The sequence below is a fragment of the Clostridium bornimense genome (assembly GCF_000577895.1).
GTDB classification, from domain to species: Bacteria; Bacillota; Clostridia; order Clostridiales; family Clostridiaceae; genus Clostridium_AN; species Clostridium_AN bornimense.
On record NZ_HG917868.1, the window covers coordinates 379,998 to 404,588 of the forward strand.

Annotated in this window: 28 protein-coding genes; 19 read left to right on the forward strand and 9 right to left on the reverse strand. The window is 27.9% G+C overall.

Annotated features, from left to right (window positions below; genetic code table 11):
• The first annotated feature begins 210 nt into the window (after positions 1-210).
• From lgt to CM240_RS01715, 3 genes are all read left to right on the forward strand, one after another.
• Complete coding sequence (gene lgt / locus CM240_RS01705; protein ID WP_044035957.1) at positions 211-1,002, forward strand: prolipoprotein diacylglyceryl transferase; 792 nt, start codon at positions 211-213, stop codon at positions 1,000-1,002.
• The gene (locus tag CM240_RS01710; RefSeq protein WP_044035958.1) at positions 1,003-1,821 is read left to right on the forward strand and encodes a YhfM domain-containing protein; all 819 of its coding nucleotides are present in this window, start codon (positions 1,003-1,005) and stop codon (positions 1,819-1,821) included.
• Positions 1,822-1,954: 133 nt separating this feature from the next.
• Positions 1,955-2,809 carry an Mrp/NBP35 family ATP-binding protein gene (locus CM240_RS01715; RefSeq protein ID WP_044035959.1) on the forward strand — a complete coding sequence of 285 codons (855 nt, stop codon included), beginning with the start codon at positions 1,955-1,957 and terminating at the stop codon, positions 2,807-2,809.
• 16 nt (positions 2,810-2,825) lie between these two features.
• On the opposite strand, the gene CM240_RS01720 is transcribed toward CM240_RS01715, so the two are convergent.
• Together CM240_RS01720 and CM240_RS01725 are read right to left on the reverse strand one after the other, a co-directional pair.
• On the reverse strand, positions 2,826-3,275 hold the full coding sequence (locus CM240_RS01720) for a PadR family transcriptional regulator (protein WP_044039648.1): 450 nt from the start codon (positions 3,273-3,275) through the stop codon (positions 2,826-2,828).
• Position 3,276: 1 nt separating this feature from the next.
• Positions 3,277-4,131, reverse strand: a complete 855-nt coding sequence (locus CM240_RS01725; protein WP_044035960.1) for a DegV family protein — start codon at positions 4,129-4,131, stop codon at positions 3,277-3,279.
• A gap of 228 nt (positions 4,132-4,359) precedes the next feature.
• On the opposite strand from CM240_RS01725, the gene CM240_RS01730 reads away from it, so the two are divergent.
• Complete coding sequence (locus CM240_RS01730; protein WP_044035961.1) at positions 4,360-5,232, forward strand: YitT family protein; 873 nt, start codon at positions 4,360-4,362, stop codon at positions 5,230-5,232.
• A gap of 177 nt (positions 5,233-5,409) precedes the next feature.
• Positions 5,410-5,970 (forward strand): 50S ribosomal protein L25, encoded by a 561-nt coding sequence (locus CM240_RS01735; protein ID WP_044035962.1) that lies wholly within the window; start codon positions 5,410-5,412, stop codon positions 5,968-5,970.
• Between the two features lie 635 nt (positions 5,971-6,605).
• On the opposite strand, the gene CM240_RS01740 is transcribed toward CM240_RS01735, so the two are convergent.
• Complete coding sequence (locus tag CM240_RS01740) at positions 6,606-7,799, reverse strand: alanyl-tRNA editing protein (protein ID WP_044035963.1); 1,194 nt, start codon at positions 7,797-7,799, stop codon at positions 6,606-6,608.
• A 97-nt stretch (positions 7,800-7,896) separates the two neighbouring features.
• Between CM240_RS01740 and CM240_RS01745 the strand changes: the two genes are divergently transcribed.
• From CM240_RS01745 to CM240_RS01780, 8 genes are all read left to right on the forward strand, one after another.
• Positions 7,897-9,009, forward strand: a complete 1,113-nt coding sequence (locus CM240_RS01745; RefSeq protein WP_051483631.1) for an FAD-dependent oxidoreductase — start codon at positions 7,897-7,899, stop codon at positions 9,007-9,009.
• Between the two features lie 69 nt (positions 9,010-9,078).
• A complete protein-coding gene (gene truA / locus CM240_RS01750; RefSeq protein WP_084485342.1) occupies positions 9,079-9,816 on the forward strand; it encodes a tRNA pseudouridine(38-40) synthase TruA in 738 nt (245 codons plus the stop codon).
• 83 nt (positions 9,817-9,899) lie between these two features.
• Positions 9,900-10,424 carry a putative ABC transporter permease gene (locus CM240_RS01755; RefSeq protein ID WP_044035964.1) on the forward strand — a complete coding sequence of 175 codons (525 nt, stop codon included), beginning with the start codon at positions 9,900-9,902 and terminating at the stop codon, positions 10,422-10,424.
• Between the two features lie 58 nt (positions 10,425-10,482).
• The gene (locus CM240_RS01760; RefSeq protein ID WP_044035965.1) at positions 10,483-10,803 is read left to right on the forward strand and encodes a DUF1540 domain-containing protein; all 321 of its coding nucleotides are present in this window, start codon (positions 10,483-10,485) and stop codon (positions 10,801-10,803) included.
• Positions 10,804-10,963: 160 nt separating this feature from the next.
• Positions 10,964-11,374 (forward strand): hypothetical protein, encoded by a 411-nt coding sequence (locus tag CM240_RS01765; RefSeq protein WP_044035966.1) that lies wholly within the window; start codon positions 10,964-10,966, stop codon positions 11,372-11,374.
• 13 nt (positions 11,375-11,387) lie between these two features.
• On the forward strand, positions 11,388-11,981 hold the full coding sequence (locus tag CM240_RS01770; RefSeq protein WP_044035967.1) for an HD domain-containing protein: 594 nt from the start codon (positions 11,388-11,390) through the stop codon (positions 11,979-11,981).
• A gap of 27 nt (positions 11,982-12,008) precedes the next feature.
• Positions 12,009-12,488: a 23S rRNA (pseudouridine(1915)-N(3))-methyltransferase RlmH gene (rlmH, locus tag CM240_RS01775; protein ID WP_044035968.1), complete on the forward strand. Its 480-nt coding sequence runs from the start codon at positions 12,009-12,011 to the stop codon at positions 12,486-12,488.
• A gap of 196 nt (positions 12,489-12,684) precedes the next feature.
• The gene (locus CM240_RS01780) at positions 12,685-13,542 is read left to right on the forward strand and encodes an AraC family transcriptional regulator (RefSeq protein ID WP_044035969.1); all 858 of its coding nucleotides are present in this window, start codon (positions 12,685-12,687) and stop codon (positions 13,540-13,542) included.
• A 147-nt stretch (positions 13,543-13,689) separates the two neighbouring features.
• Here CM240_RS01780 and CM240_RS01785 read toward each other — a convergent pair whose 3' ends face one another.
• A complete protein-coding gene (locus CM240_RS01785; RefSeq protein ID WP_051483632.1) occupies positions 13,690-14,253 on the reverse strand; it encodes an NUDIX hydrolase in 564 nt (187 codons plus the stop codon).
• A gap of 182 nt (positions 14,254-14,435) precedes the next feature.
• Positions 14,436-17,567 (reverse strand): sensor histidine kinase, encoded by a 3,132-nt coding sequence (locus CM240_RS01790; RefSeq protein ID WP_044035971.1) that lies wholly within the window; start codon positions 17,565-17,567, stop codon positions 14,436-14,438.
• A 104-nt stretch (positions 17,568-17,671) separates the two neighbouring features.
• On the opposite strand from CM240_RS01790, the gene tnpA reads away from it, so the two are divergent.
• The 4 genes from tnpA to CM240_RS01810 all read left to right on the forward strand — a co-directional run bounded on the left by tnpA (position 17,672) and on the right by CM240_RS01810 (position 20,537).
• Complete coding sequence (tnpA, locus tag CM240_RS01795) at positions 17,672-17,995, forward strand: IS66 family insertion sequence element accessory protein TnpA (protein WP_044035972.1); 324 nt, start codon at positions 17,672-17,674, stop codon at positions 17,993-17,995.
• Positions 17,989-18,339, forward strand: a complete 351-nt coding sequence (gene tnpB, locus CM240_RS01800) for an IS66 family insertion sequence element accessory protein TnpB (protein WP_044035973.1) — start codon at positions 17,989-17,991, stop codon at positions 18,337-18,339. Before tnpA ends, tnpB begins: the two co-directional genes overlap by 7 nt.
• A gap of 91 nt (positions 18,340-18,430) precedes the next feature.
• Complete coding sequence (gene tnpC, locus CM240_RS01805; RefSeq protein ID WP_051483633.1) at positions 18,431-20,053, forward strand: IS66 family transposase; 1,623 nt, start codon at positions 18,431-18,433, stop codon at positions 20,051-20,053.
• Between the two features lie 136 nt (positions 20,054-20,189).
• Complete coding sequence (locus CM240_RS01810) at positions 20,190-20,537, forward strand: HAD family hydrolase (protein ID WP_156930496.1); 348 nt, start codon at positions 20,190-20,192, stop codon at positions 20,535-20,537.
• 28 nt (positions 20,538-20,565) lie between these two features.
• Here the strand turns inward: CM240_RS01810 and CM240_RS01815 are convergent, their stop codons facing one another.
• The gene (locus CM240_RS01815; protein WP_044035975.1) at positions 20,566-21,342 is read right to left on the reverse strand and encodes an HAD family hydrolase; all 777 of its coding nucleotides are present in this window, start codon (positions 21,340-21,342) and stop codon (positions 20,566-20,568) included.
• Between the two features lie 244 nt (positions 21,343-21,586).
• On the opposite strand from CM240_RS01815, the gene CM240_RS01820 reads away from it, so the two are divergent.
• Positions 21,587-22,417, forward strand: a complete 831-nt coding sequence (locus CM240_RS01820) for a 3-phosphoshikimate 1-carboxyvinyltransferase (RefSeq protein WP_242838496.1) — start codon at positions 21,587-21,589, stop codon at positions 22,415-22,417.
• A 193-nt stretch (positions 22,418-22,610) separates the two neighbouring features.
• Here CM240_RS01820 and CM240_RS01825 read toward each other — a convergent pair whose 3' ends face one another.
• From CM240_RS01825 to CM240_RS01835, 3 genes are read right to left on the reverse strand one after another with little or no spacing between them, the layout of a single operon-like run.
• Positions 22,611-22,838: a hypothetical protein gene (locus CM240_RS01825; RefSeq protein ID WP_044035977.1), complete on the reverse strand. Its 228-nt coding sequence runs from the start codon at positions 22,836-22,838 to the stop codon at positions 22,611-22,613.
• A 10-nt stretch (positions 22,839-22,848) separates the two neighbouring features.
• Positions 22,849-23,238: an SHOCT-like domain-containing protein gene (locus CM240_RS01830; RefSeq protein WP_044035978.1), complete on the reverse strand. Its 390-nt coding sequence runs from the start codon at positions 23,236-23,238 to the stop codon at positions 22,849-22,851.
• 16 nt (positions 23,239-23,254) lie between these two features.
• A complete protein-coding gene (locus tag CM240_RS01835) occupies positions 23,255-23,617 on the reverse strand; it encodes a DUF2089 domain-containing protein (RefSeq protein WP_044035979.1) in 363 nt (120 codons plus the stop codon).
• Between the two features lie 360 nt (positions 23,618-23,977).
• Here CM240_RS01835 and CM240_RS01840 point away from each other — a divergent pair, with 360 nt between their 5' ends.
• Positions 23,978-24,526, forward strand: coding sequence for a PepSY domain-containing protein (locus tag CM240_RS01840; RefSeq protein WP_044035980.1), 549 nt, complete (start codon positions 23,978-23,980; stop codon positions 24,524-24,526).
• The last annotated feature ends 65 nt before the right edge of the window (positions 24,527-24,591 follow it).

Sequence of the window (24,591 nt, forward strand, 5' to 3'; positions counted from 1 at the left end):
ATTCTGAATCATATCATAATTTTAATTTAATAACTATGTTATTTGAAGAATGCTAAATTATGATATAATAGGATAGTAATATAGAGATGAAATTTATGTAATTAGAAATAAAGATAATATAGAAAATAAAAGGGAAAGGATAAGTCAAAACTAAAAATATAGTTATTAAATAAATATGATTATTGCAAAGTTTTGACAATGGGGATTGTAATGAAGCCGTTTTTATTAGAGATAGGTAAGTTAAAAATTGCAGGATATGGCACTATGATTTTAATTGGTGTTATAGTAGCTTATTGTTTATTCACATATAGAGGTAAAAAAAGAGGGTATAATGTAGATAATCTTTTTGATATAACTGTTTTTTCATTAATCGGTGGTTTTTTATGTTCAAAGTTATTATATATTGTAATAGAGAATCCTAAGTTATTACTTAATCCAGTTGAAATAGTAAAGACTTTTTCACAAGGATTTGTTGTTTATGGTGGGATTATAGGAGGATTCATAGTATTTATATTAATGTGTAAAAGGTATAAATATAGTCCGCTTAAGGTAGGAGATTTAGCAGTTGCTAGCTTAGCAATTGGTCAAGGGTTTGGGAGAATAGGATGTTTACTTGCAGGATGTTGTTATGGAAGAACTACAGATTCTGTTATAGGAATAACATTTCATAATTCCTTTATCGCTCCTAATGAAGTTGCATTAGTACCAACTCAAATAATTAGTTCTATTTTTGACTTTATTTTAGCAGGAGTTTTGATATGGTATTTATCCTTCTTAGAAAAGAAAAATATAGGACATAATCCTGGAAAAGTTACTGGTGCATATTTGATTTTATATAGTATAGGAAGATTCATAATAGAGTTTTTTAGAGGAGATTTAGAAAGAGGTTTTATTGGAACACTATCTACATCACAATTTATTAGTATAGGAATTATAGTTTTTGGATTAATAGTTTTTAATCTCGATAAAATTAAAAGATTAAAGTATAAAGAGGGGATTTAGTTGAAAAAAGTTATATCGGTAATATTAATATTTATGACGATATTTTTAAATAGTTGTGCTATGACAGATAAAATTGGTTGGACAAATTCAGATTTTGAATACATAAAAGATGGTATGGTTACAGAAATTAAGATACAAAACACAAGGGATAAAGGATATACATTTGTTATTTCTGATCCAGTAAAGTTACAAGGGTTTTACAAAATTTTATCATCAGCTAAAAGTGTTAAATCAAAGAGTGAATATGTTCCTGACTATAGCATAGAAATTGAAAAGGTAGATGGAAGTGTTGAAAATTTTAACTATGTTATAGGTAATCCTAATGATGGAGGGAATTTTTATAGTGAAGATAAATATTATAATGTTTCATCAAGATTAGATTCTGAGGTATTTAATTATTTTGAGGATATAAGAAAACCTAAAGATTTTGATGAAGTATATTATTATGGAGTTATAAGAGGTTCCTTAAACAAATTTAGAGAAGATACAAAAACCAATGATACAGTTACTTTAAACTTAAATGATGATGTTACTATACAAAAATATATTACATCTATTGAGTTAGAAGGATATAAAAAGAAGATGAAGGATTTAGAAATCGTCGAAACATCTAAAAATGAAGGTAAAATTACTATGAGTGTAAAGACTACAGGTTTTAGAACCACCACTTCATCAGGAAAATATGTATCAATATATAAAGCTATAATTACATTCCATAATAGGGGAACAAATGAGGAGAAAGTTTATTATAGTGTTAGTAATAACTCTGGAGGTAAATGGGTTACAGATATAACGGATACTAAACCAGAGGATTTTTAAGAAAATAGAGATATAGAATTGTGTTACATTTTATGGTAAAATATATAGTGGGGCTATTTTTAAAAGAAAATATATCACAATTTGAATAGTTATATAATAATTATGATTAATACTATATATAAAGGGGGATTATATGGTAGGTTGTGAATCTTGTAATGAATGTGAAAAAAAAACAAAAAAAGATATATGTAATCTTAAATTTGGTACAATAAAAAATGTTATTGCTGTAATTTCAGGTAAAGGTGGAGTTGGAAAATCAACAGTATCAGGATTATTAGCTACAGAACTTAGAAAGTCAGGGTATGAAGTTGGGATTCTAGATGCAGATATAACGGGACCATCTATTCCAAGATTTTTTGGTGTTAATGAAAAAAGATCATTAATAAATCCAGAACCTTATACAGGAGATGCTATGTTTGAGCCGGTAATTACTACTTTAGGATTAAAGATAATGTCTTTAAATCTACTTGTAGATAAGGAAGATGATCCTGTGATATGGACATCATCAGTGGCTCATAAGGTTTTAAAACAAATGTATACAGATACAAAGTGGGGGGATTTAGATTACTTAATAATAGATATGCCACCAGGAACTGGAGGTATAGCTATAACTATAATGAATACATTCCCTATAGATGGACTATTAGTAGTTGGGACACCTCAGGATATGGTCTCAGTTATTGTTAAGAAAGTTATAAATATGGCAGAGAAACTATCTATACCTATGATTGGTTTGGTAGAGAATATGGCATATATAACTTGTGGTTGTTGTGGTCAGGAAATTAAATTATTTTCTAATAAAACTACAGAACAGTATGAAAATTATTTTGGTATTCCTTTGATAGCTGAATTACCAATGGATTTAAAACTTTTAGAGTCGCTAGACGAAGGTAATGCAGAAGAATATGTATTTAAGGTAAATAAATACAAAGATTTATTTGAAAAATTTATGGATAGATATAAAGAAATGAAAACCGAGGCAAAGTGATTATGTTGCCTCGGTTTTATTTAATATCATTATATAGATCTTCATACACCATATTAAATACTTGTAAAGATTCTAACATTTTATCTTTTAATAGTTCTTTTCTATGATTAAATTCTTCTTTACCTAAAGAAGTTAACTCATAAATCTTTTGAACCTTCTTTTTAGGATTATCCCATTTACCTTCTATTAGACCTTCTTTTTCTAATTTCTTTAATAGTGGATATATACCACCGGTACTTGGCGTCCAGAGTCCATTGGTTCTTTCTCCGATTTTATTTGAGATATCATTTCCATTGGTTGGTTGAAGAGAAAGAATATATAGAACATATATAGGCAGTAGTCCTTTTGTAAAAATACTGCCTACGGCTTCACGCTCTTTTTTTACTTTCTTTAGCTCTGAAAGTTTTGCTTTATATTCCTCATATAATCTTTTTTCTTCTTTTTTTATATCTTCTGGAGACATCATATTATTCAAAATCTTTTATTACCCCAAAAGCTAAGAATCCAGGACCAGAATGTACACCAGCAACTGCACTTAAGACACCTAATTCTATAGATTTTACATTAGGTAATTGCTTTAAAATTTCATATAAACGTTCTGCTTTAGGAAGAGCATCTCCATGAAGAACTTTAACTTTGCAAGGTCCTTCATTGATAAGGTCAGTGGCAATAGAAACCAATTTGTTAAAGGCATTTTTATCGCCTCTAACTTTGTCATAAGTATAGTATTTACCATCTTTAGAATCGATAGATACTATTGGTTTTAAATTTAAAAGTTCTCCTATAGTACCAGAAATTTTACCTATACGCCCACCTTTTTTTAAGTACTCAAGAGTACTGAATGTAAAGAAGCATTTAATATTATCACGGCATTTTGGTAATACTTTTATAATTTCATCAAATGATTTACCTTGCTCAATCATTTCACCAGCGACAACCATTAATTCACCTTCAGCTTTAGAAATAGATAGTGAATCAATTATATATGATTTGATTCTATCACTGAAGTCTTCAGCTACTAGGTTAAAGTTATTGAATGTACCAGATAAACCTGATGAAATACAAGTACCAATAACATGAGTATATCCTTCTGCAACTAATTTTTCATATAGAGCTTCTACTTCGCCTACAGAAGGCATTGAAGTAGTAGGAATTTCAATTTTTAATTTAGCATAAACATCTTCAGCACTGATATCTACTCCATCAATATATTCTCTGTTTTTATAAATAATTTTTAGTGGTAAAACTTTTATATCATATTTTTTTATTATTTCTTTTGATAAATCACAAATACTATCTGTGATTAATGCTATTTTCTCCATAGAAAATCCTCCGTTAAGTTATTATAGTATCATTATATCAAAAGTGATTACATTATCAATAGTGATAATGTAAAATTTTTTAAAATAATTTTTTGAAATTTATCTAAAGTCGCTATATATAAGGAATTTGTAAGAAAAAATCAAACATATACTCAATAGTGATAATAGTAAAAATGTAGATATGCAATTATAATAACTTTGTTACAAAAGAGTTAGGAGGATACATATTTGAAGAAGTTTTATGAATTATTTATGATAGTTATCGGAACTGCTATTTTGGCATTAGGAGTTAATTGGTTTTTGGAACCAGTAGGACTAGTAACTGGTGGGTTATCTGGTTTTTCAATAGTTGTGAAAACTGTAAGTGAAAATATCATAGGATACGGAATACCGTTGTCAGTGACTACTTTTGTATTGAATATACCATTATTTATAATTATATTTATGCAAAGAGGATTCAATTTTATGAAAAAAACACTTTATGGTGTAGTGTCTTTATCTTTAGCATTATGGTATACAGAATATATTCCTAATATTTTTAATGTTAATGATGACTTATTTTTATGTTCAATATTTGGTGGAGCTTTTGTAGGTGCAGGTTTAGGGATTGTTTTAAAAGTATCTGCTACAACTGGAGGAACAGATACATTAGCATCTATAATTAAGTTTAAGTTTCCATATTTTCCAATACAACAACTAATGTTAATAATTGATGGTATTATAATTTTAAGTGGATTTTTTATTTTCGGACCTAAAAATGGAATGTATGCTATTTTAGCAGTACTGGTAACATCAAAGGTTATAAGTGTAATTTTAGAAGGGATGCATTATGCGAAAGCAGCTTTCATAATGACTGATAAAACAGAAGAGGTAGCAAAAGAAGTAATGGAGAAGATACCAAGAGGTGCTACGGGATTAAAAGCAAGGGGAATGTATTCTAAAAATGACAAAGAGATGTTATTTGTAGTTGTATCACAAAAACAGATAACACAGTTAAGAGATTTAGTAAAATCAATAGATGAAAAAGCATTTATTACAATAGCTGATGTTAGAGAAGTATTAGGAGAAGGATTTATAGAAAATTATGGCGAATCTCTGTAATGATTTATTGTAGATAGTGCAAATAAAAATAAATAAAGATAATCTTGATAGAGATAAAAGCTTCTGATTAAATGTCAGAGGCTTTTGTTGTATAATTTTACAAAATATATAATATGAGTTATTAATATCATGGTGCTATAATTAAAGTGAATACAATAATTGAAAGAAGGCTTTATTATGACAAATGTAGCATTCAATATTAGTGAAAGAAATGAAAGTGGTAAAGTAGTAAGAAGAAGAGGAGAGATTCCTTGTGTTCTTTATGGAGAACATCTTGAAAAACCTATTTCTGCAAAAATAACTAGAGGAGAAGTAGACAAGCTCTTAACTTGTGCTAAAAGTTCTATATTGTCTTTAAATTTAAATGGAACCACAGAAAATTGTGTAGTAAAAGAATTGCAAAAGGATAATTATGGTAAAGTAATACATATTGATTTTCAATATGTAAATAAAGATGAAAATATAAAATTAGGAATTCCAGTAATTTATACAGGACAGGGTCTATTGGAATCTAAGAGATTATTTTTAGAAACATTTTTATCAGAAGTAGAATTATATGGAGAAGCAGATAAGTTCCCAGAAAATATAGAATTTGACGTGTCAACTTTTAATTATGGAGATACTGTATTAGCTGGAGATTTAAAGCTTGAGGAAGGTATGAAATTAGTAACTAATAGTGATGTTGTATTAGCTAAAGTAGATGGAAATAATGCTGTTGAAGAAGATACAGAAGAGTAATTAAGAAATTTTATAGATTGAGAGCTGTCATATATAGGTATGGCAGCTTTTTTGGATGGTATATAACAAGGCACAGATGTAAGATCACAGGTATTAGGGCACAAGGCACAGGTATGGATGAAATTCCTGCGGAATTTCTTAGAGTATAAGTGTGGCGTTGTTAGTTTGTTATTGAGTCTTAGTTTATAATTAGAATTAAGTTTGTAATCCTGTCTTACATGGGGCTAATGAAAGTTGCACTTTCATGTAGCTTAATATGTATCTGTATGTGATAACAAGATGTATTTAAAAATCATATTGGTATCTGTTCTAGTTAAGTAGTGGTGGTTTGCAGGTAAAATGACACAGGTAACGGGGTAAAATGAATGTAGTTGATGTTTATAGTTTAATAACAACACTTAAGTATAATAGTTTTGTATATGAAAATAATCAATACATAATTAATTACTATATTATACAAAGAATTTTATATATCATATTTAATCCATAAATACATAAGCTATATGAAAATGTTAATTTTTATTGCCTATCTTCAACTGTTTCCGCTGTCCGCAGGACTATAATAAAATTCCTCACTAAGGAGGAATTTTAACCTTACTTGTGCCCTGTGCCTTTTAACCTGTGACCTAATATGGTTAGTTTTTTAGTTTATTAAATGCATAGTTTAGAGCATTTTCGAGATTACCATTGTTTTTACCGCCACCTTGTGCAAGGAATGGACTTCCGCCGCCACGGCCATCAATTAAGGTAATGGTATCTTTAAGAATTTCATTAACTTTTACATCTTTTAAGTTTTTTGAGCAGGCGAAAATAAGATTTACTTTATCCTCAGAAACTACTGCCATAAGTGTTACCATATTATCATTTTCCACAATTTTAGATATTACTGTATTTACATATTTAACAGTTTCAGCGGTGTAGATTTTTTTTAGTACTTTCATATCACCGATAGTTTCAGCTTCATTAATAAGCTCTTTTATTTCATAAGTAGCTAATTGATTTTTAATTTTTTTATTTTCATCTAAGGTATCTTTTAATGAAGCGTTTAGATTTTTTATTCCATTTATAACTTCCTCTTCATTGCAGTTTAAGTATTTACAAATCATATTGGCAAAGTTATCTTTTTTTAATGAATCAGAAATAGCACGATCTCCTGAAAGAAATTCAATACGAGTTCCTTGCTTATGTTTTTCATATTTTTTTATTTTTATCATTCTAAGATCTCTAGTATTACGTGGATGTACACCACAGCAGGCATTAATATCTAAGTCATCGATTTTTACTATAGAAATATCTTCTTTTGTATTAGGTAATGCTCTTCTTAGTGTTAATGATTTTAATTCTTTTTTAGTTGGAATTAGGAAATCAACAGTTAAACCTTCAGATATAACTTCATTTGCATATCTCTCTGCTTCTCTCACTTGTTCTTCTGTAAGAGTTCCTTCTATATCTACGGTGCTTATTTCAGAACCAAGGTGTATTGCAAAGGTATTAGCTCCAAAAAGTTTATAGAAGCATCCAGAGAGAACATGCTGACCTAAATGTTGTTGCATTCCATCGAAACGTCTATTCCAGTCTATAGAGCATTTAACTTTGTGGATTTTTATCGGCTTTTTTTCTACTACATGATATATAGTATCTTCACTTTCATAAACGTCTACAACCTTATGATTTTCTATAAAACCTAAATCACCACATTGGCCACCACCTCCAGGGAAAAAAGCAGTTTGATCTAAGGTAACATGAAATTTACTATCTATTTCTTTTATTTCTAATATCTCAGCAGTGAATTCTTTTATGTAAGGATCAGTATAGAAAAGTTTTTTCATAATAATAATTCTCCTTTATCGTATTTTTATGTTAATATAATAATATAATTATATCATTTACAATAATGGATATATTAAAATAGAGGAGGAAAAAACTATGAAAAAATTTATATGTACAATTTGTGGTTATATTCATGAGGGTAATACACCTCCAGAAGTATGCCCATTATGTGGAGCTGGACCAGAATTATTTAAAGAAGTAAAAGAAGAAAGTAATGATAGATTTACTAAAAATACAGAAGAAAAGTTTGTTATTTTAGGCAATGGTGCAGCTGGATTTTATGCAGCTAAAGCTATAAGAGAAAGAAATAAAACAGCTGAAATAACTATGGTAACTAATGAAGGTGACTTAAGTTATTATAGACCGGCTTTATCAGATTTAATAAATGATGAAGTTAATGAAGAATTCTATTTAGCTGATTATAAGTGGTATAATGGAAAAAATATAAAGAATATTGTTAATACTAATATTGTAAAAATTGATGAAGAAAATAAAACTTTAATTTCTGATGATGGAGAAAATATTAAATATGATAAATTAATTTTAGCTAATGGTAGCTCAAACTTTATACCACCGTTTAAGGGAAAAGATTTAGATGGTGTATATACATTAAGAAATATTAAAGACTTAGAGAAAATAAAAAAGGCATTGAAAGAAGCTAAGAAGGTAGTTGTTATTGGTGGAGGGGCATTAGGTCTTGAAGCTGCATATGAAATTTATCTTCAAAAGAAAGGATTAACAGTAATTGAAGCAGCTCCTGTATTGCTTGGAAGACAATTAAAACCTGAGCAAAGTGAAGAATTGTTAAAAACAATAAGAAACACAGGAACAGAAGTTATCGTAAGTGGGGCAGTTGAAGAAATTGTTGGTGAAACAAAGGTAACAGGAGTTAAATTACAAGATGGAACTATTATAGAAGCAGATATGGTGTTAACATCTATAGGGGTTAGATCTAATATAGCATTATGTCAAAATACTTCTATTGACTCTAATAGAGGAGTTTTAGTTAATGAATTTATGGAAACTACTTTAGAAAATGTCTATGCTTGTGGTGATGTGGCTGAATTTGAGGGTCTAGTTATAGGATTATGGCCAATAGCTGTTGAACAAGGTAAAGTTGCGGGAGCAAATGCAGCAGGAGAAAAGATAGAGTTTAAGTATGATAAATATCCATTAATATTAGATGTATTTGGTATGAAATTTCAATAATCCTTTTTTCTATAATACATTAAGTATATAATGGACTATAGAAATACTAAGGCAAAGGTGAATGATTATATGAGAAATTTAAAAATGACAATACAATATGATGGTGGTAGATATAAGGGATGGCAAAAGCAAAAAGAAGGAGAGTCTACAATCCAATGGAAAATAGAAAATGTTCTTAAAAGAATGACTGGAGAGGAAATACAAGTAATAGGTTGTGGAAGAACTGATGCTGGAGTTCATGCTGAAAATTATATAGCTAACTTTCATACTAATTCAGAACTATCAGTGGAAACTATGATGGATTATTTATATGAGTTTCTACCAGAAGATATTGTGGTGAAATCTATTAAAGATACAACAGAAAGATTTCATGCTAGATATAATGCTAAAGGTAAAACTTATGTATATAGGATAAACAATGGTGAGGTTAGAAACGTATTTAACAGAAAATATACGTACCATACTAGTGTTAAACTTAACTTAGATGCCATGAGAGAAGGGGCAAAATATCTTGTAGGTACCCACGACTTTCAAAGCTTTACTAGCCAAAAACCAAAGACTAAGTCAACAGAAAGACATATAAAATATATCAATATAAATAAAACTGGTGACATGATAGAGATTGAGGTAGATGGCAATGGATTCTTATGGAATATGGTAAGAATAATTGTAGGTACACTTTTGGAAGTAGGGATGGGCCATATGAAACCTTCTGATGTTGGAAGAATATTAGAAGAAAAGAAGAGATCAGAATCAGGTCCTATAGCGCAAGCTAAAGGTTTATGTTTGAAAGAGGTTCACTATTAAAGAAAATTAAATATTAAAGATAATTAAATCCATTAATTATGCTCATACTAATATTACTCTGTAATAGAAAGTGGTGTGTAATAATGGATTTATCTTTTTATTTGATATTTAACTTTATTATTTATTCATTTTTTGGATGGATTCTAGAAGAAGTTTATTGTTATTGTATTGAAAAGAGATTTAAAGAAGATGGTTTTCTTTTCGGTCCTTTTAAGCCTATGTATGGTATAGCAATGAGTATTTTAGTATATTTTGCATATATATTAAGGCTGAACTGGGTAATGATGATACCATTATATGTTATAGTTCCATCTACAGTAGAATATTTAAGTGGATATTTTTTAAAAGCTATTTTCAATAAAACTTATTGGGATTATTCTGGTATGAAATTTAATATTAATGGTTTTGTATGTTTAAAGTTTTCTATATATTGGACAGTGTTAACTTTTTTAACTATAAAGTATGTTCAACCGATAATCAACAAGGCATTTTTAGTATATTTTAGATTGTGGTTTGTAATTGTGCCAGTATTATTCATATATATTATTATGGATTTTTGGATAACAGTTAGAAAACTACATAGTAACCTTATTAACGAAAGATCTTGAATAGTAAATATAAATTTAGGAAAACTATTATAAGAAAAAGTTATAGGAGGTAAAATATATGCCAAGTTTAATATGCGGTGTTAAAAATTGCAATTATAATAATGAAAATTGTTGTTGTATAAGTTCTATAGATGTAAGTGGTGAAAGAGCTACAGAGTCAGAATCAACTTGTTGTAGTAGTTTTTGTGAAAAAGATGGATCATTTACTAATGCTGCTGTTGTACCAAATTATGAAGTAGATATTAAATGTAAGGCAGAAAATTGTGTTTATAATGAAGAATGTAGCTGTCATGCATCAGGAGTAGAAATATCAGGGAATAGGGCAGAATGCCGTGAAGAGACAGCATGTTCTACATTTTATTGTGAAGATAGAATATAACTTTAAGAAAGATTTCGCTTAATTGCGGAGTCTTTTTTATATTTAACGAAATGTAATTAAATTCGCTATATTAGATAATTAATTGTATTTTTTAAGAAAACATTATATATTAATAAATATAGAAGGTAAATATGATGAATGATAGAAAAGAGGAGTTTTTATGAAAAAGCCTTTAAGAGAATATATGAAAGGATTATATATAGGTATAGATACTTTCAATTTTTTATCTAGCAATTGTGAATATGGTGAAACGAGAGATTTATTAACTAGTATAGAGAAGTTATATATAGATCAGAAGCTTAGATGTGAGAAAAAATTAGAAGAACTGGGAATCAAAATTCCATATAGTGCAGGTATAAAAAGTAGATTCTCAGAAACAGTATATGAGTTAAGGAATTCACTAAAAAAAGATAAAGAAGAAAAATTAAGAGAGAAGGCTATAGAAGCTCTTTTAACATCAATAAAAAATTCAGAAGAGTTTTTATTAGAAGATGATATTAACGATGATATAAGAAGTTTTATTGAAAATATGATAGCAGAATACAAAGATAAAATTAGTGAACTTAATTAGGAGGAGTAATTCAGTGATAAATGATAGATTAAAAAAGCAATTAGATTTTATGATTGAAATAGATAAAGTAAAAGAAATAATAAGAATGACATATATAGCAAGTGGTAATAGACGTGAAAATGATGCTGAACATTCATGGCATTTGGCAGTTATGACATTTTTATTTTCTGAATATATTGATGATGATGTTGATATAACAAAAGTGATGAAAATGGTATTGATACATGACTTAGTAGAAATATATGCAGGAGATACTTTTGCTTTTGATGAGAAGGGCTATGAAGACAAGGAAGAAAGAGAAAGAAATGCTGCAGAAAAGTTATTTAGCATTTTACCAGAGGATCAATATAAAGAATTTAAAGGATTATGGGAAGAGTTTGAAGAATGCCAAACAAAAGAAGCAAAATATGGTGCAATGCTTGATAGACTTCAACCACTTGTATTGAATTATGTAGTTGGTGGCGGAAGCTGGAAGGATAATAATATATCAGCAGAGCAAGTATATAAAAGAAATGAAATTACACTGAAAGAAGGACCGGAAGAATTTAAAGAAATTATTAATTTCGTAGTAAATGAATGTTTAGAAAAAGGATATATTAAAAAGTAAGGTAATATTAAGATAAAAGGTGACGATATGAACATAACAGTTATTTCCGTAGGAAAATTAAAAGAAAAATATTTAAAATCGGCTATAGATGAGTACGCAAAGAGATTAACAAGGTATTGTAAGCTTAATATAGTGGAATTACCAGATGAGCAAACTCCAGATAACGCATCGGAAAAAGAAGAATTGATTATAAAAGATAGAGAAGGAGATAGAATCCTAAACTATATAAAAGATAATATGTATGTTATTACATTAGACTTAAAAGGCAAAATGTTATCTTCAGAAGAACTATCAAAATTTATGGATCAATGTGCAGTAAGAGGAGATAGTAACCTTTGCTTTGTAATTGGAGGAAGTCTTGGATTAAGTGATAAAGTATTGAAAAGAGGGAATTATAGCCTTTGTTTCAGTAAGATGACATTTCCACATCAGTTATTTAGAGTGATGTTATTGGAGCAAATTTATAGAGGATTTAGAATTAGTAATGGGGAACCATACCATAAATAAGTGCGAAAAGTGGTCTTAGCTAAGTAATAACAATAATGGCTAAGGCTATTTTTATTAGCAAGATATATAGTATCATATGCAAGAATATGTTTATGAAGATATGATTTTTATAGGACAAAAGAAACCCTAAAAAGTCGGGAGGGACATCTTTAATGATGATAAGATTAGATTAACGAATCGTAAGGGGGTAAAAATTGTGGAGTGGATTGAAAGTATTAGAAAAGCTATTTGTTATATCGAAGAGAATATTACCGAGGATTTATCTATTGAAGAAATTGCAGATAGAGTAAATATTTCTCCTTTTTATTTTCAAAAAGGTTTTGGAATGTTATGTGGCTACTCATTAAGTGAATATATTAAGAATCGAAGACTTGCACTTGCCGGCAGTGATGTCTTATCTACTGATGAAAAAATAATAGATATTGCAATAAAGTACGGGTATGATTCTCCAGATAGCTTTACTAAAGCTTTTACAAGATTTCATGGGGTTACACCATCTGCTGTTCGTAAAAAGGGTGCAATGGTAAAGTCATTTGTCGCTCTTAGAATAAAATTTTCATTGGAAGGTGGATATATTATGGACTATAAAATTGTTGAGAAGGATGAATTTAAGGTTATAGGTGTGTCTAAGAAATTTAAGTATGATTCTGCATTTATGGAGGTACCGTCATTTTGGAATGACCATATTTCACAAGGAAATTTAAAAGATATATGCGGAATGTATGGCATTAATATTGATGAGGAAATGGGTGGAAATGAATTTGAGTATATTATTGCAGAGGATTATTCCAAAGAGAAAGAAGGAATGGAAGGATATATAGTTAAAACAATTCCTAAGTTTACATGGGCTATTTTCCCTTGTTATGGACCAAGTCCAACATCTATTCAAGAGATTAATAAGAAGATATTTTCAGAATGGTTACCAAATGAAAAAGAATATAGCATTGCAGCAGGTTATAATATAGAAATGTATACGGATCCAAGTCAATATAAAAAAGGAACTTTAGATGAAAATTACTATAGCGAAGTTTGGATTCCAGTAAAGAAAAATTAGGTTTTAATATATAAAGATATTTTAGATAAAAACAGAGGTAATATTTGCCTTTGTTTTCATCTAAAATATAGGAATATAACTTATATATAAAGTCTAATGAAGTTAACTTTAATTGGTATATAATTATCTATGAGATTATACAAATTTCTAATTAATACATTTAAGTTTTTCATTTAATTTATTATAAATATTATCTTTAAACCATTTTTCTGAGGAAGCTTTAATAGCCTCATCTAATTCAAACCATTTAACATCACTATTTTCATCAGGTTTTATAGATAAAGATTCTTTTTCATCTGCTTCTAAAAGATATGTAACATTTAAATGTAAATGAGAAGAAACATACTTTCCATTCTTAATGTGACCATCTACAGTCAATACTTCTAATGAATAGATATCTTCTGAAATTGGATGAACGTTTTGTATTCCTCCTTCTTCTGAAACTTCAGAGATAGCTACCTTTAAAAGATCAGTTTCTCCATCTGCATGTCCTCCTAGCCATGACCATGAATCATATATGTTATGATAAGCCATCAGTACTTTATCATGAGTTTTATTAACAACCCAGGCAGATGCTGTCATATGGGCAATGATATTTTCTCTTAGAAAAATATTATCATATTGTTCAAGACAAGAAATAATAAATAACTTATCTTTTTCTTCTTGTTCATTAAAAGGTTCATATTTTTTTATTTGTTCAATTAATTTCATATTGCAGTTGCTCCTTTTAATACTGAAATATAATCACAAGAGCCTTCAAAAGAAGGAGTATAGGAAAATTTACATATGGGGATTATATTGTAATTCAGTAGAGGCTTCAAATTTTTTAATATTATATTCAGCTTTATTTATTTAATATAAAAACTTATTTAGTATAAATGAAGATATGGTATTTAAACATTTTTAGGTAATATTATTGTAAAGGTTGACCCTTTGCCTAATTCACTTGTAACAGTAATATCTCCACCATGTAGATCAATTAATCCTTTTGTAATAGTAAGTCCTAGACCGCTACCTTTTGAAAATTCTCTTTTTGAATTTACAACTTGATTAAATCTATCAAATATATTAGATATTTTTTCTGGTGGTATTCCACTACCATTATCACTTATTTCTATAGTTAATACACTATGTGAATCAATTATATTAATAAATATTTTACCGCAAAAATTCGTAAATTTTATAGCATTACCAACAATATTTATAATACATCTTTCAATAGCATCTTGATCAAATTTCATAATGCAATCTTCTGTATTTGTATCGATAATAAGGTCTATTTCCTTTTCTTCAGCTAAGCTTTTTAATGATAAAGCAGCTTCTTCAATTACATAGATAATATTTTTTTCTTCTATAAGCAGACTATAAATACCTTCATTCATTTTAGTAGAATCGATTAAATCATTAATAATATTTAGAAGTCTTTTTAAATTATTATTACTTATCTTCATATATCTTGATAGTTCTTCGGAAGAAATAGTACCTGTTTTATTAAGATTAACTATTAGTTGTTGAGTTGCTCCTATAACATTTAATGGAGTTCTAAGTTCATGGGACATATTTATTAAGTAATTATTTTTACGCTTTTCTAATTCAATATTTTTCTGAAGAAGTTCATTTTTTTCTTCGATTTCTTTTGCTAATTGTTTATTTTTTAGAATAATAGCATTCTTCAAGTGTGCTATTTTTAAAGAAACATATATTATCATTACAATGAATAGTAAAAAATAAATAAATTGCGCTAATTTACTTCTCCAAAATGGTGGATTTACATAAAAAGAAATACTTTCAATTTCGCTAATTTTTCCATTAAAGCTTTGAGCTATAAATTCTATAGTATATTTTTTATCAGCTAAATTTGAGAGTGTAATTTCATTATCATTCATTAATGTCCATTTATCATTATTTATACGATAATAAAAATTGACATTTTGTATATTACTATAAATATTAGTAAATAAATTAATAGTGATAAAGTTTTCTTTACAGTCCATGGAAATATTACTTAAATCATTTATCTTTACTCCATTTATAGAAACAGAGTCAAAGTGTATCACAGGAGAAGATATATTACTTTCTATAAGAATTGGATCTATAATGTATATACCATCAATAGCTCCAAAAATATATTCTCCGTTTTTAGTCTTAAAAAACGAGTTTGACGAAAATTCTACCTTATTTAAATATTTCCGTACATTTATTAATTGATCATTTTTAAACTCTAAACAGTTTATCCCTGAGTTTGTAGTTATCCATATTTCATCATTAAAAGGAATAATACTATAAATAGTATTATTAGAAAGACCATCTTCAATGGAATATATTTTAAATTCTCCAGTTGACCTATTATATTTATTTAAAGCACTTTCAGTACCAAACCATAAATTTCCCTGAGAATCTTCAGATATTGATAAAATAGTATTATCAGAAATACTATTTTTAGACTCATTATATTTGAAGAGGTTTAAAGAGTTATCCTTAGGATTAAATTGTATCAATCCTTCTTTATTTGCACCTCCCAACCAATAAATACCCTGTGAATCTTTAAAAATAGCTCCGCCTAAGTTAACAGTTATATTATTTTTAGTAAGTAATTCGTTAATACTTTTTATGCTAAAGTCATTCAAGTTAATAATATCAAAACCATCTAGAGATCCTACCCATAGATAATCTCTATCAACATATAGAGTATGACAAAATTTGCCATCTAATAAACTTTGTACTTCTAAAGTTTCTCTATTAATAATATTTAATCCAACAGAGGAGGTAGCAAAAATATATTTTTCATTACCTTTTATATCCCAAATAGTATCGGAATTTAATTTGTTATCAGTTTTAGTATTTAGTTGTGTAACAGTATTATTTTTTCTATCCCATATACTAATACCGTTTTCATAAACTCCAAGCCATAGTTTTTCATTAACATCTTCATATGTACCAATTATAATGTTATTTTTTACATTTTGATCAATAATAAAGTTATTGTAAAAACTTATTCCTAAATTGCAATCGACTGTGCTTATTCCAGAAAATGTACCTATCCATAAAAGTCCGCTAGAATCTTTCATAATATAAGAAATATTATTATCAATTAATGAGTATTGATCATATGAATTATTTGCAAAATGTTTTTGTGAACCGTTTTTTTCAAATATGTATAATCCGTTAGTTGACCCAACATAAACTCCTGTGTCATCATTGTAAATATATTGAACAGTATGGGAAGGACCACTACGACCATTAACATATAACTTATATTGATTATCTATTTCTCCAGTTTTAATATTATATGTATATATACCACCAGATTTAGTTCCTAAGTATATAGTATCTTCATATAATGATAAAGTTGTAAAAATATTATTTTCTATTAAGAGATTAATAATGCTATACTGGCCACTTATCATATCATATTTAAAAAAATATTTTTTTGATATCATATAAATTTCATTATCATTATAAAATTCTATAAATAATATCTTTGAAGATGAAGGCTTAAAATCGTGTTTAACTAAGGGAATAAAATTATCGTTAGTATCATCATAGATATTTAATCCATTTGATGTAGCAATTACAATATCACCTTTATTATTAATTTTGATATCCTTAATTATATTTGATGACAATGAACTATTAGTTATAGTATAGTTAGTTATTTCATCAGTTTTTAAATTAATTTTACTTAAACCATCATATGTTCCTACCCATAAATTATTATTCAAATCTTCATTTAAACATGTAATATAATTATCAATAATATTTCTTTTTTTACTAAAACCTTTATTATAAATTTCGAACTCAAATCCATTATATCTGTTTAGACCATTTTTAGTACCAATCCAGATATAATCTGAGCTATCTTGATATATAGAACTTATTGAAGTTTGTGATAATCCATCTGATGTGGTTAGATTATAAAACATAAGTTCAGAGGCATAAGTTAGTATGGGAGTACTTATAGATATTAAAAGTAGTACTATAAAAATTATTATTTTTTTCTTATTCGTAAACATATAGATATTCATTTAAAGTTCCTTGTACTTTTGTAAATGTCAAAAATTAAGTACCTAGATACTAAAATTTCCAATTGATAAAATTAAGGAAATAACATTTTATCAGGAGGTTAGGTATGTATAAAAAGTTAAGTAATGATGAATGGAGAGAATATATAAATCGTTATTATGCTAGTGATGAAAATTTAACTGTAAAAGATTATTGTGAAGAAAATAATATTAATAAAAGTCAATTTTACTATCATAAAAGAAAAATTGAAGAAAAGGCTACGCCAGTATTTCATCCTATAAAAATTAATACGGAAGCAAATATCGTTAGAAAAGATATTGGAGCTTCATCTGAGGTGAAGATTTCAATTGGTAATATTAGCGTAGCTATTCCGACATCGGAGACTGCTTTGATAAATTCTTTAATTAAGGAGCTATTATTAAAGTGTTAAATATAGATAAGGTTGAAACAGTATATATAGCCTGCGGCCCAACAGACTTAAGAAAAAGTATAGATGGATTAGTAATGATAGTAAAAAATCAACTGCAGCTCAATCCTTTTGATAAAGCATTATTTGTTTTTTGTAATAAACAGATGGATAAGTTAAAGATACTCCATTTTGATGAAGGATTTTGGTTATATTATCATCGTTTAGAAGGAAATCGCTTTAAATGGCCTGCTACGCAGGAGGAAGCAGTAAGTGTAAATATAGAAGAATTACGTTGGCTTTTGAAAGGATATGAAGTGAGAATAAAGTCTAAATTTAAACCAGTAAAAGAAGGTAATTATTATTAAAAATAGATATATAAGAACCCTTGAGAATCCTTTATTTTCAAGGGTTTTTGTGGTATAATATATATATAAATAAATGTTAAAAGAGGTACTTATGAATCACGAAATTATTAGCAATGAACTTGATGAAAGAAGCCAAGTATTAATTGAAAAAGTCGAAGAAATGGAAAAAGAAATAGATTCTAAAAATAAAGAAATAGAAAATCTCAAAAATGAATTAGAGTTTTTAAAAGGAATTATTTCAAATAAAAATAAAAAAATATTTGGAGCATCTAGTGAGAAAGTAGATGCTAATCAATTATGCTTTTTTAATGAAGCAGAAAAACATAGTGATTCAAAAGTAGAAGAACCTACGGTAGAAGAAATTACATATAAGAGAGCTAAGAAAAGCAATAATATTGGTAAGAAAGATAACCTTGCTAATTTAGAGAGAAAAATCATAGAACATAAATTAGAAGGCGATGATTTAATCTGTGATAAATGTGGCAGTGAACTAGTTGAAATTGGAGTTAAATCTAGAAAAGAAATTTTAATATATATTCCTGGTAAATTAATAGTAGAAGAACACGTATTGTACAGCTATGCTTGTAAAACATGCGAGAAGGAAAATGAAGATAGTAAGATTGTTTCACCAGAAATGCCTAAAACTATTTTCTATAATAGCATGGCTTCTAATGAATTAATTGCTCATACTATTGCACTTAAATATCTTCATGCTATGCCATTATATAGGCAACAGTCTTATTTTGACATGATGGGGGCTACTCTTAGTCGTCAGACTTTATGTAACTGGACCATGTCAGCTGCTAAAGCATTAGAGCCGATATATAATTACATGAAAAAAGAACTTCTTAATAGAAATTACATTCATGCTGATGAAACTACATTGAAGGTAATCAATGATAATGGTAAGAGTTCTAAGTCTAAGAAATATATGTGGCTATATATGAGTGAAACTAATGCTAAACCGATAATCCTTTATGATTATCAAAATACTAGATCTAGCTCGTGTCCTAAAGCTTTTCTTGGAGAATATAGTGGATATCTACAAACTGATGGATATTCCGGATACAACTCCGTTAGCGAAGCTACTCGGCTATATTGCTTAGCTCACATAAGAAGAAAATTCTATGAAATAGTAGAAAATCTTGATAAAGAAGCCCTAAAAAAATCTCGTGGTGTAATAGGGTTTAATTATTGTGAGCAAATTTATAAACTTGAAAAAGAGCTTAGAGAAACATATTCTTCTAATGAAGATTATTATGATATTAGGTTTAATATAAGAAAAGAAAAATTAGAACCTATTCTAGATAACTTTATTGAATATGTTGAAACTGAAATAAAAAATGCACTTCCAAGAAGTCCGTTAGGTAAAGCGTTAGACTATGCTAAAAAACATTTACCTGGACTGAAAAATGTATTATTAGATGGATCACTAGAAATTGATAATAATGCTGCTGAAAGAGCTATCAAACCTTTTGTTATTGGAAGAAAAAACTTCTTATTTGCTAATACTGCTAAAGGTGCAACATCTAGTGCTAAGTTATACAGCATTATAGAAACAGCTAAAGCTAATAAAGTTGTTGTAGAAAAATATTTGGTTTATCTTTTTAACAATTTACTAAATATTGATTCTAATAATAGCGAAGCTTTAGAAAATCTAATGCCTTGGTCAAGTAGTATTCCTGATAATTTAAAAATTAAAATAAAGAAATAAACAAATCCCGATAGGGCTTATATAAATTGCCCTACCGGGATATTTTAATATATTTTTTTAATTGATAAAAGGTACCAAAACTTTGACGCTTACGTACTTTTTTAGATAAATATTATTTTATATACCTTATTTTATTGTGTCAATTACTTTAACTGTCACTAGTATAGGGAAATTACAATATAAAAAATTGGAAGGTGGATATCTTATTCAATCATTATGGGAACCAACAGAGGATGATCGAACTGTTGGCAAAAAGACTTTCGAAGAAATATTTATTAGATTTATGGATAAATTATCAATGTCGCCTGATGAATGCATATATGTTGGTGATGGTGGTAGTTTAAAGTTGGAAACTGCATCTCAGATAGGAATGAAGGCTTTGCAGGCAGTATGGTACTTGAAAGAAGGAACCACTCAACCAGTGGGAAGGAAGAAAGAGTTTATACAAGTTGAAACACCACTGGAAATATTAAAATATATTTGAGAAAAATCAGGTTTCTGTTATATTACGTTTATATAAGAAAAATATTTTTTTCAATGAATTTTGCAACTCCATCTTCATCATTATTATCAGTAATATAATCAGCTATATTTAATACTTCTTCAATAGCATTTGATACAGCAATACCATAACCGCATTGTTTAAGCATTTCTACATCATTAAAGTCATCACCGAAGGCAATAATATTTGATAAATCAATATTTAAGTAATTTGCTAATGATTTTATGGCTTGAACTTTACCAGCATTTTTATTTATAAAGCCATATAGATTTTCGCCTCGATAACAAATTAACTTACAATCTGGAAATTTATTAGCTATATTTAAAGCAGTTTTTTTGTCCGGCAACTCTGCTACTATTTTATATGCGCAATTATTTATTGGCTTTGAATAATCATTATAAATTGCTTTATACAATTTTGGAGATTCTGAGATGTTATGGCTATTCCAGAAGACACCGATATCTGTTGCTACTGTTATTTTAAGTGTTGTACTAATATTTCTTATTTCACCAATTATATGATTAGTTGTATCTAAGCTAAATCCGCAACCATAGATTAGCTCACCGTCGTGATATACCATCGCTCCATCAGTGGTTATTTCAAAATCTGGTTTCAGAATATTAATATACTTTTCTGCACCTATCTTATATCTTGCTGTTGCAATTGCTGTTTTTATTCCATATTCAGAACATTTTCTAAATATATTTTTAGAATATTCAGAGATGCTTTTATCAGTATGAAGTAAAGTGAAATCTAAATCTGTAATTATTAATTTTATATTTTTCATAATATCATCCTATCATTGATTATATTGTTGTTACTATCATTAATTATGAATATATTTTATTATACAAAACATATATTTCAAATTAAACATCCAAAAGACATTTTATGAAATTTGGGCATACAGCACCGATGATAATTCTATATGGAGCATTAGCTGAAGTTGATTGTGATAATAAGAAATCTTACTTCGAAATATTGGAGTCACAGTAAATTGTATTGAGGAAGAGGGACACTTTCCATTCGAAATCCATTCAACAGGAATAAGTTCCAATGAAATAGAGATGGATACAACTGTAAGTAGTCAATTTGTCAGTGCACTACTAATGGCTGGTGTAATGATACCTGAAGGGCTTAAGTTAAAAATGTCTGGTAGCAGGACTGAAGGGGCTTATATTAAGCTTACTCTTTCTATGATGAAACAGTTCGGAATTGATGTTTTTCGTAAAGAAAATCAATTCTATATACCATTTAATTCATCTTATCAAATACCAGTGTATCAAGTTGAACCTGACGTATCAGGAGCTTGTTATTTTTATGCAATGTCCGTATTATTAGGAATAACAGTAGTAGTTAAGGATGTACATTTCACTTCAATACAAGGCGATATTAAATTTTTAGACGTGCTAAAACAACTTGGATGCTCAATAGAAGATACAGACAATGGAATATCTGTAAGAGGAACCAAAGATGGAACATACCCTGGTATAGTTGTTGATATGAATGATTTTTCTGATCAAACAATGACATTAGCCGCAATTGCGCCATTTGCAACTTCAGAGACAATAATAAAAAATATTGCACATATTCGGTTTCAAGAGACAGATAGAATATGTGCAATTGTTAAAGAATTGACTCGACTTGGAATTAAGTGTGAGGAATGTGAGGAATATAAAGGTATCAGTATACAACCAGGAACAATAATCCCTGCTGCTGTAGAGACATATGATGACCATAGAATTGCAATGGCATTTACCTTAATTGGTTTGCGTGTTGGAGGCATAGTAATTAATAATTATAAATGTTGCGCAAAAACCTTTGAAAATTATTTTGATATAATTGATGACCTAACTAAATAAAGATACAATATGTAAATAGAATGACGTGAATTATTTTAGGTAAATAAAAGAGCTATTGCACAAGGTAAGGCACAAGTATGAGGGCACAGGGCACAGTGATGGAGGAAATTCCTGCGGAATTTCTTAGAGTATAAGTGTTGAGTTCACTATTATCTATTCACTAGCATATCTTACTTGTGTCCTGTGACTTCTGTTATATTGTGACAGTAATATGTTCACCGTTTTGTGATACAACTTCTACCACTCGTAATCCTTTATAACCTTTTAAACTACTTTTTAATGATTTAAAAAGCTGTAAGGCTATCTTTTTTTGTTCATTGTTAAGATGTTTTTTTGGAATAAATCTTATTATCATACTTCCCATAGATAATGGTACTGGTAAAGTTAAATTTAAATCTTTACTTTTTATTGAAACTATCATTTAAAGACCTCTAATCTATAACTATTTTAACGATATCTCCTTCGCTGGAGCATATATCTACTATTTCTCCCATAACTTCATTATCTAAACAAGATACTATAGTATTCATTAGGTCATCTATATCGATTCCATTCATACCTTCAATAGATGTAGATATTGGTAATTTACCAGTAACTTTTATGACTTCTTTAATTACCTTGATTGGTAATTTCACATTTACTTTATCACCTTCATTACTTAAAACTTCAACTCTTAAAAATTTATCCTCATATTTTTTAGAGATTACAGCTTCAGTATTTTTAGATTTATTTCCTAAAGCATCAATTAGTTCCTTTGCCTTATCAGCAGAGATTTTACCCTCTTCAACCATTTTTAATATCATACTTATTTCTTCGTTCATAATAATCCTCCCAATTTTAATCTTTCAATTTACTAATAGCTTCATCAACGGAGATATCTCCATTTTCTAGAGCAACTAAAACGTCCTTGCTATCTTCTTTAACTTTAGTTTCTTTTGTTGAATAGCCTAAACTTTCAATAACTTCATCTAACTTGGCTCTAACTGTTGGATATGAGATGCCCAGCTCTTTTTCAACTTCCTTTATACTTCCTCTACATTTTATAAAGGTTTCTATAAAATATAATTGTTCATTATTTAAATAATCAAATTTAGATAATTTAAATTCATTATCGATAATAGTATTACAATTAGTACATTTTAATTTTATAGCTTTTAGTTTATGAGAGCATACTGGACAACGACTTAATATTTTATACATAAATTACCTCCAATCTCTAATAATAATGTACTCCTTTTTTTATAGAATGTAAAGAGTTTTATTAAATAAATTAATCATAAAATTAATTTATTTAATATTTCAATATATAAAATTAAATAAATTAATTCGTAGATTGATTTTATTAATATATAAAATGCGGTATTATAAATAGTACAATTAAAAGAAAATAACATATCCTAATGGAATATAAAAAAAGTTATGGCAATACTTACAACGAGAAAAATAGATGGAGGAATGGAACGATATAGAATTCTAAATATAAATTATATTATTGATATTTTGGGAAATATAAAAGTGAAGATTAATCTAATTAAATAATTTATATAGGAGGAGAATAAAATGAAGAAATTAGCATTAGTAACAATTATAATTAGTATAAGTATGAGCTTAGTAGGATGTAATAATTCAACAACATTAAATAATGGCAATGAGGCTAATAAACAAGTAACAATTGAGCAAGCGAAGGAAATAGTATTAAATCATGCAAATTTAACAAGTGATCAAGTTTCATTTATTAGAGCAGAAAGTGACTCGGATGATGGAGTAAACAAATATGATATAGAATTCTATCATGAAAATAAGGAATATGATTATGAAGTAAATGCATCTAATGGAGAAATAATAAAATATGATTATGATGAAAAAAACAATCAACAAGATAATATAAATAATACAACTAGTATTTCAGTAGATCAAGCAAAAGAAATAGCATTAAAACATGCAAATCTATCTAGTAATCAGGTTACATTTAAAAAAGCAGAATTAGATTTTGATGATGGAATTGAAAAATATGAAATAGAATTTTACTATAATAATAAGGAGTATAACTATGACATAAATTCTAATACTGGGGATATACTAAAATATGAGGAAGATAGCATTTCATAATTGGAATTTATAGAAGATATTATATTAATTTTAATTATTTATAAAAAATAATTAAAAAAGGTTGC